The sequence below is a fragment of the Clostridia bacterium genome (genome assembly GCA_036562685.1).
Lineage (GTDB): Bacteria > Bacillota > Clostridia > Christensenellales > DUVY01 > DUVY01.
In genome coordinates this window covers 1-9,014 of the sequence record DATCJR010000012.1, presented here as the reverse complement: position 1 = coordinate 9,014, position 9,014 = coordinate 1, and the positions used below count along the sequence as shown (strand labels likewise).

Sequence of the window (9,014 nt, the reverse complement as noted above, 5' to 3'; positions counted from 1 at the left end):
TCCGTTAACATTAATAACTGAAGTCTGATTTGATAATTTGTCTTTTATTTCCACACCAGTTAAAACATCATCAGATATTAGTCTTGTGATTTCACTATTTAGATGCAACATAATATTGGGGGTAGAAAGCAACTTGTTTATAGTAACGCTTTCGCCTCTAAATTTATCTCGTCTATAAATAATATGCACTTTTGATGCTAACTTAGAAAGATACAAGGCTTCTGTAACAGCACTGTTTGCTCCGCCGGCAATGGCAACTTCGCGTCCTTTGAAAAATGCTCCGTCACAAGTAGCGCAATAACTGATTCCTTTTCCTATAAGATTTTCTTCTTCGGGCAATCCTAATTTTCTATTATTAGTACCCATTGCTAAAATTACAGCTTTGGCTTGATAGGTGTTTGAATCCGTGCTAATAGTTTTTATATCATTGTTTAAATCTATTTTTATAACTTCTTCAAAATTAACACTTGCTCCGTATTGCTTTGCCTGATTTAGCATAAGGTCACCTAGCTCAAAGCCATTGATACCTTGAGGCATTGCAGGATAGTTTTCCACCTTATCGGTAGTAGTAATTTTTCCGCCTGGAACCGCTTTTTCAAAAACAAGAGTATTCAATCCGCCACGTGCGGCATACAACGCAGCAGTAAGCCCTGCAGGTCCGCCGCCAATTATAATAAGATCGTACATACTGACTCCAAAAATGTTTGCGCTAAAATTATAACACAAATCTGTGTCGTATTAAACATTCTTGATTATTTTATCACATTTTTAGAGTTTTTATTAAATATAAATAACTATTTTCTTTTAATCAGATTATACAAAAACACATAAATTGAATAAATAAAACTAAAACCACTTAATATAAGAAAAACGATTATTTCAATAAAATCAGTTTCCCCAGCTTTATAGTCGGGATACATATCATAAATGATTATAAGAAAAAAAATAATAGCCAATAAAAAGCCTAATAAGCCCGCAATAGGATTAGTATTAATAAAAATTTTACTTCTATCTGTATTTTCAAAAGGTCGCTTTTTTTTGATTAAAATAAGATTATATGTAATATCCATTATTCCTTGAATCATTAAATAAAATGCAATCAAAAAAAGTATAGCCACAGGTATCAAAAAAAAGACAAGCAATATCGAAAAGCCTTGTTTATAAAAGCTTAAAAAACATACTAAAACACATACTCCCATTACAAAAATGCCTGTAATAACCTTGGCAATTCCTGTCTTTAAGCTTTCTCTTTTACTACCACGATTATTACTTTTATTATTATCATCAAAATTATCCATTTTTTTATATCCCCTTTTTTCTCCAAAGCATCTTAAAAATATTGAAATAATTAAGCTTTCTTTACTTTTTTAAACACCGAAACACATCAAACTTTAATTGTAATAATTATATTAAAATATATTATATTATTATATGATGCAACAATTTTCTAGATATTAATATGTTTGTTGTGTATTGTTTTTTAATTAGTTTTTAATTTTGGCATTATTTATTTATGTTATAATGAATATATAAGAAATACAAAGGAGGTGCCGCATGGACGATTGCTCGAGGGATGTAGTTTCTATCAGCGAGGCAAGCGGACTCAGTTATGAGGACATAATAAATAAACTTAACCAAAATAAACAAGATAAAGATATTGTAATAAATGATTTTGACAGACTCAAACCCAAACAAAAGTCTGAATACATAAAAAAACTAGCACGCGAAATGTGCTTTCATTATTATTCCAATGACGGAAAAATGGACCCTGACAAGCTTGATGAATGGATAGAAATCATGTCGCGCATGGTAGGTTTTGAAAACCATGTTGTCAAAATGAACTATCTTCAAAAACGTATTAACGCCAGAAAAGTTGTTTTTTTGGGCGCAACGGGAAAAGGACATCTAAGCAGGGAAGATATAAAAAATATTTGCAAGGACTATGGATTTTCACAAGAGCAAATTGACATACGAGACGATTATGCTAAGCTCACCAATATCAACTTGGATTTTTTGAAAAACAACAAAAAATTTTTGGGGCTTGTTGTAGGTGCTGTTCCACATAGCATCAAGGGAATAGAAAGCGGCAATATAATAACTTATCTAGAAAGCAACTCCTGCGATTATCCGCCTATAAGAATCTGCAAAGACAGCAATAACAACCTGGGTTTTTCTGCAAGTACGGTAAAGCAGGCATTGACTGATCTTATACGGCTTGCAGCCGATAATTAAAAAGCGTTTCCTTAAATTTTTAAGTTTTTAAATCTTAACTTTTTTGACTTTAATACATATAATCTTTTCTGCAGAACATCAAAATTGCTCTTAAGATTTTCACTAAAAATAAAATAAGCGAGTGTGATTATCGCACTCGCTCAATTTTTAAAAGTCAAATTTCTTTAAGTTCTCGCCTTCCAAAATTCTTTCGTCTTCGGCAGTTATTATTTTGTTGTCAAGTCCGTATTTGATTGCTCTTCGGATTTGTCTACAGCCTTCTTCGGTGTGTTTTGAACCAAACAGTTTTATAACTTCTTGTTCCAAAGCGGCTTTTGGCAGACTAACCTGATTTTGAATTATATATCTGATGGCATTGATTATTTCATAAATGCTGATGTCATCCATTGTTCTAGTGCTGCCTACTCTATAGATATTGTATTTTTTCTTATCCGCGTTTTTCTTCCAGTAAAAGACTTTGTCGCCCTCTAGCTCGCTATCGCATTTTATATGCTCTAATACATGCTTCATCTGAGCCTCTATTCTTGCCCCCGAACGGGTTATACCGCTGGACTCCAAGACTGCACGTAAAATGGTATTATAGCTTACGGGATATTCCGTATCTATTATCATTTTGGTGATTTTAATCAAATGCGGCTGATTGTATTCTGTGCTAAAGTACGAACTTGGTATAATCTTGGTAGGAATTACCGCCTTTTTGTATTCAGCTTCCAAAGGATTGGTTATAGTTATAGCTTTTTGTTCTTCAGTATTGATCTCTTCTATTACTTCATCATCATCCGCGATTATTCCATCAGAATTTTTTCTCAAGTCTTCGATTTTTTGAATAATCTTTTTTACAATCTTTTCAGGACTGTCAAAATAATCCAATGACCAAACTCTCATAAGATTCCAGCCAAGTTTTTTCAACACATTAAAAGGCGAAACTTCACGCTCTTTTACTGTCTTTACTTTTGAATAACCCAAACCGTCGCACATTATGCCCAGAATGAATTTTTTCTTATCATCCGGATGAACAACAGCAATATTGATCTTGTAACCAGATGTTCCGTAATTGGCTATGCCTTCATAGCCTTTTTCTTTTAAGTCTCTGACGATTTGATCTTCTATGCCATGTTCTTCTATCTCTAAAGAACTTGCCTTTTGAACAAGCGCGCCTTTGCCTTTTTGGGCATATTCCAAGAAACCTCTCAAAGCCTTGACCCCTTGCGCTGTGGTAGCGGACAAATTAATCATGTCATAAGTTATGCTTGAGAATATTATCATCTCATATTTTGCTCTTGATACCGCTACATTAAGTCTTCGCCAGCCGCCGTCTCGATTAAGCGGTCCAAAGTTAAGGCTTAGTTTTCCGTGCGCATCTTGTCCGTATCCTACTGAAAACAAGATAACATCACGTTCATCACCCTGCACATTTTCTAGATTTTTTACAAACAATGGTTCTGTCCTTTGCATTGCATATTGCTCTAGTTTAGGGCTTTGACGGAATGTTTCAGTGAGCATATCATCTATCAGGTTTTGCTGCATTATACTAAATGTAACTATACCTATGCTCTTTTTTCTAAGCTCTGGATCTGACAATCTTTTTATAACTTCTTCTGTTACCGCCAAAGCTTCTTCAACGTTTTGTTTGGATTTGCCGCGATCATAAACGCCGTTGACTTTTACAAACTTGATGCAAGAATGAGCTTCGGTCGGCGAAGGAAAAGTATATAGGCTGTTATCATAAAACGAACGATTGGAAAAGGCTATCAGGCTTTCATCCTTGCTTCTGTAATGCCATTTTAAATGAATTTCGGGCATATTAAGCGCAAGACAGTCATCAAGCACGCTTTCCAAGTCTTCGCTTAAACTTTCTTCTTCATTGACATTAGTATTAATATTTTCAAAAAAAGATGTGGGCGGAAGCTGTTTTGGATCGCCAACTATTATCGCTGCTTTTGCTCTTGATAATGCGCCCACTGCTTTTGCTGTGGTTAATTGTGATGCTTCGTCAAATATCAGCAAATCAAAAGGCTCCTGAGGATCAATATATTGCGCAACGGTAACAGGGCTCATAAGCATACAGGGCGCCACTTTAGGTAAAATGTTAGGTATCTGCTCAAACAGCTTTTTTATAGTCAGGTTTCGTCCTGTTCCCTTGACTGCACGCTGGAATATGCCTAGCTCGGACATTTGAGATGATTTTATATCAAAATTAGGCAAATTCATTTTAAGTCTTGCGCTTAGAAGCTGTCTTGAAACAGTTCTGTATTTTTGCTCCAATTCCTTAAAACGTCTTATTTTTTCTTCAAACAGTCTGCCTGTAAATTTATTAAGCTCATCGTCGTTAACCACGATATATTCTATAACTGCTTTTAACAAAGATTTTTTAAACGCAGGAATTAACATGTCATGGTCAAGTCCGTTGTCATAGGCGCTGGTTACAAATCCCAGACCTAATCCATTAAGCTCTTCTCTTAATGTATTATAAGCGCAACGTTCTTTGAGTTCGTCCATTGACCACATAACAGCTTTGTTGGTAAGCGTTTCAAGATACCATTCTTTGTGGTTATGGATTTTTTCAAAAGCAATTATTAATAACTTGTTAAGTTCGTCTTTGGTTGCTCTAAAACTCTCATAATCAGCTTGGAGAGTCTTAGGCAATATGACCGTATGCAGTTTTTGTTTATCTTCAGAGCTAAATGCCATACGGCTCATGCATTCTCTATAAGCCATATATTTGGTCAGACTGTCATGAATATATAAATAATCCTTTTGAGTTAATTCCAAAACCGAAGAATTTAAAAATTCCTTACCTTTTTCAAGAGTGCTTTCGTTTTGCTGATATATAATAACCTGTTCTATATCCGCTAAAAAGTTTTCTTTATACTTGGTACCAGCTTTTGCCGCCTTCTTTAAAACCTTTAATATTGCGTTCTTTTTTGCAAATCTTTTCAAACCTTTTGCCGCACGATATTCTAAAGCAAGCTTAGTCGATACAGGTTTGAAAGCAAAAACATCATATCTTTTTTCTAATTCATTTTTTATTGTTTGAGTTTTTATTCCTAATTCTGCGTGGCTAATAAGCTTGTTAAGATCATTGTTGGATAATTTTTCCAACGAACCAAACTCAATACGGCTTTGAGACAGATAAGAACATATCTGCATAAAATCTTCAAATTTTTGATATGTGTCTATTCTATTGAGATCTAAAGCTGTGCTAAAAGTTTCAGTATATCCCCTTAGACTGCTCAAGTCAGCCAAAAACTTTTTCAAAACTGCAGTGCTTTTTATTTTGAGCGTTTGAGAATATTCGGTCTGTCCTATATGTTCCAAAACCGAACCATAGGGATGACCCATATCTTTTCCCAAAGCCATAAGTTCTTGAAGTCTTGATTCTACAAACTCTATCTTTTCTTTATCAAAATCAGCAATCAGTTCTTTAGGAAATTCAAACTGATCAAAAAAATCATAAGAAAGATACTGGCTAATCGCCTGCGATAAAGAAAAACCAAACTTTTGTTGACGGTGCAGCTTGAACATATAAGAGGCAAGCGTTTTTCTTGTATTCTCCAAGCGTTCTTTGGTAGCCTTAAAATCTTCAGGCTCATATACTTTGGTGATTTCACTTGTCTTTCTTAAGTTCTCTAAAACTGCTTTTTTATCCGTTTTGTCAGAATGAAGCTCCAGACAAAAGTCGCCTATTCCGATTTCTTCAAGTCTGTTTTTAACCACCGACAATGCCGCCATTTTTTCTGCAACGAACAAAATTCTTTGACCTCTCAAAAGTCCGTTGGCGATTATATTGGTTATTGTCTGGGATTTTCCTGTGCCCGGCGGACCATGCAAAACAAAGCTCATATTTTTGCTTGCAAAATATATAGCTTCCAACTGTGAACTGTCAGCTTCTATAGGCAGAATTATTTCTTCATTTAGCCATCTTTCGTCTATATCTTTTATTTCTAAGGATGTTTTGTTAAACGGTATTCCAGTCATCAGCCCTTTTACAATGGGCGTTTTTTGGAATGACTGCAATCTGTTGCGGATATCATACCACATAACAATGCCCGAAAAGGAGAAATTGGAAATATAGCTTTCCTCTATGATATCCCATCGCGGCTGATTCATTACGAGCTTTCTGACTGTATTGAATACCGCAGTAACATCAATTGCATTTTGAGTAGTTCTAGGCAAAGGATCAAGTCCGCCTGTTTCCAAAGAATACTGCTGTTTTAACATTTCCAAAAGAGTGATGTTAAAATACGGTTCATCATCACGGGCTTTTATGATATATCTTTTGGCATTTTTTCGTACCAAATCAAGCGGTATCAAAACAAGCGGAGCGTACAAGGGACGTTCAGATATGTCGTCTTCATACCATTTCAAAAGTCCCAAAGCAAGATACAAAGTACATACACCGTTTTCTTCTATGCTGTATTTGTATTTTCTATAAATATTGGTTATTGTGCTTTTTAGACTGTTCTCGTCAAGCGCTGTTCTTAGCTTAGACTGAGTCAACTCTTTGCCTATTAATTTATGATAGCTCTCTGATATCTTAGCCCCGCTTGTAATCTCATAATTTAAGATAAGATTCTCGGCCTCTTTCATAACTGGCAAAATATCATATTCTGTACCGTTACAAAAACTGTCCGCTAGATGTTTTAACGAATCGCCCAAAACAGGCAAGACATTTTTGGTCAATTTAAAATTAAGTAGCGAATTTTTGAGTGTAAGGTCAAGCAGCTTTCTTTCCCAATATTTTTGCTTGGACAGTGTTTCATCAACATTCAAGACCTTGTTATCATTAAGTCTTTGCGGCTTTTTACCTGTGGATTCTATTTGCTCGTATTCTATATCCCAACCGTTTTGAGTGAAAAACCTCTTTGGATTAGGATAAACATAGCTCAATCTGCATCGCTTGATATCTATAAAAAACAAAAAATTGTTATCGTCAATAAGTTTTGACTTGGCTGACATTTTGGCATTGTCAAAATCTTGTCCAAAATCCCAATCAAGACACTGCGGGTCAATCAAAAAGATTTCGCCCAATGCTGATTTTTTGGACAATTCGGCAATGTCGTCATTAATGCAGTCCGCAAATGTATTGTCGTCCAGCCATGCACCTACCAAAAAGCACTTTTCAAAAACCGCCAAAATGGGATTAAGTCCGATATTTTCTAATAACGAAGCATACAAAAATGCAATTTCTGCTATAGTTGCGGTTTTAGAATTTAAGACATTATCTAGTCTTATAGGCAGCCCTAAAGTTCGGTTATCAGTTATTATAGGATTAAGTGCAATCTTTTGGTCGCATAATCCATTAAAAACCGCCGCCGCTTCCAATAATACTCTATTGGCTTCACCGTTATACGCAATAAAGTTATTGGATTTGGTCCACTTTTTGAGATAAGCAAAAGCATCATGTAGTACTTTTTTGGAATCTATGCTGTTAGGGGTTATGAAAGCGGCTGTAAGCTCGGGATAAACTTCAGCACCTGTCCAATAATCAAAAGGCAATAATTTTATTTTATTTTTCTGAACATATAGTTCTTTGCCTTCTGACAAGACTTTCAAAACAATTTCGCAATCTTCTATATTTTCTAAAGATAAAAGGTACTTTTGATTAATTTCAATTTTGAGCGTATTTACATCTATTTTCAGATTTTTGGGCAATACATCCAAATGATATGTACTGCTGTTTATGACACCTTGTGTCGATGATACGCTGATATCAACCGCCAAAATATCCTTATCTGCAGTATTTTCTATAAACAATTCGTTAATAAGCGGCAAACCATTATTAATAGCCGCAAAGTTTAATGCTTGAGCTGTGGAAAATTCCACTTTTAAAATTTCCATGTTAACTCCTATATAAATAGGATTATAACATAACAAATAGTTTTTGTTCAATTAATGAAATATGTTACAAGTCTTTTTAATCAGATTCTAATTTTTGATAATTGACTTTATAAACTCATAATTGTCTTTAAGTCTTTGGTCGTCAGGATTAAGTTCATAAGCAATTTTTGCATATTTTAATGCCTGATCATATTGCTTCAGATTATAGCATGCTATTGCGGCAATGTCGGGTAATGTCCAATCCCATGCAAAACTTTCGCTTATGTAATTTTTTGATCTGGATTTTATTCTAAACGCCTTTTTTGCCATATTTGCTACCGTTAAGTAATCTTCATTATAATATGCGACTTGGGCAAACTCTGCATATGTTTCACGTATTGATGGATTTTCATAAATTGCTTTCCAATAATATTGATACGCATTACTATAATCAGATTTATTCAGATAGCATTTTGCAATGTCGCGCAATGCGGCTGCACGCTCGTCTTTCCATGTCGATGTATCTAATTCAAGATATTTTTTCAAAGTCTTAATGCTTTTGTCCCACATCCCCAAAAGCTTATATTCTCGACCAAGGTAATACCATGACCTGCTATCCTGCGGGTTTTCTTTTACAGATAATTCCAACAAGGACAGATAGCTTGCTCTTGATTTGTTTTTGTCGGGATAGTGATTGAGTATTAAGTCTTCAATAAAAACGACTTTGTAATCCTGTCCTTGATATTCTAAATATTCATGGACAGGATTTTTCCACACAAAGTCAAATCTCGAATGGATTTTAAAATTATAAAAGGAGACTTCAGGTCTGTTTTTTTCATCAAGACTCCAGTTGTATTGATATCTAGCCTGTTTTATATCCTTTTGCCAGGCATTTTCAAGCTTTTGCCGCCAGCCTTTTTCAAACACTTCATCTAAATCGGTGCAAACACAAATATCTGCAT

5 protein-coding genes are annotated in these 9,014 nt (G+C 34.8%); 1 reads left to right on the top strand and 4 read right to left on the bottom strand.

The features are described from left to right. Both VIL26_00430 and VIL26_00425 read right to left on the bottom strand, forming a co-directional pair. Window positions 1-687: FAD-dependent oxidoreductase (locus VIL26_00430; protein HEY8389412.1), on the bottom strand; the 687-nt coding region annotated here is incomplete at its 3' end. 107 nt (window positions 688-794) lie between these two features. Beyond that, complete coding sequence (locus tag VIL26_00425) at window positions 795-1,298, bottom strand: hypothetical protein (protein ID HEY8389411.1); 504 nt, start codon at window positions 1,296-1,298, stop codon at window positions 795-797. 256 nt (window positions 1,299-1,554) lie between these two features. Between VIL26_00425 and VIL26_00420 the strand changes: the two genes are divergently transcribed. Then, window positions 1,555-2,232 carry a hypothetical protein gene (locus tag VIL26_00420; GenBank protein ID HEY8389410.1) on the top strand — a complete coding sequence of 226 codons (678 nt, stop codon included), beginning with the start codon at window positions 1,555-1,557 and terminating at the stop codon, window positions 2,230-2,232. Between the two features lie 147 nt (window positions 2,233-2,379). On the opposite strand, the gene VIL26_00415 is transcribed toward VIL26_00420, so the two are convergent. Together VIL26_00415 and VIL26_00410 are read right to left on the bottom strand one after the other, a co-directional pair. Then, complete coding sequence (locus VIL26_00415) at window positions 2,380-8,073, bottom strand: DUF4011 domain-containing protein (GenBank protein ID HEY8389409.1); 5,694 nt, start codon at window positions 8,071-8,073, stop codon at window positions 2,380-2,382. 87 nt (window positions 8,074-8,160) lie between these two features. Then, window positions 8,161-9,014: glycosyl transferase family 2 (locus tag VIL26_00410; GenBank protein HEY8389408.1), on the bottom strand; the 854-nt coding region annotated here is incomplete at its 5' end.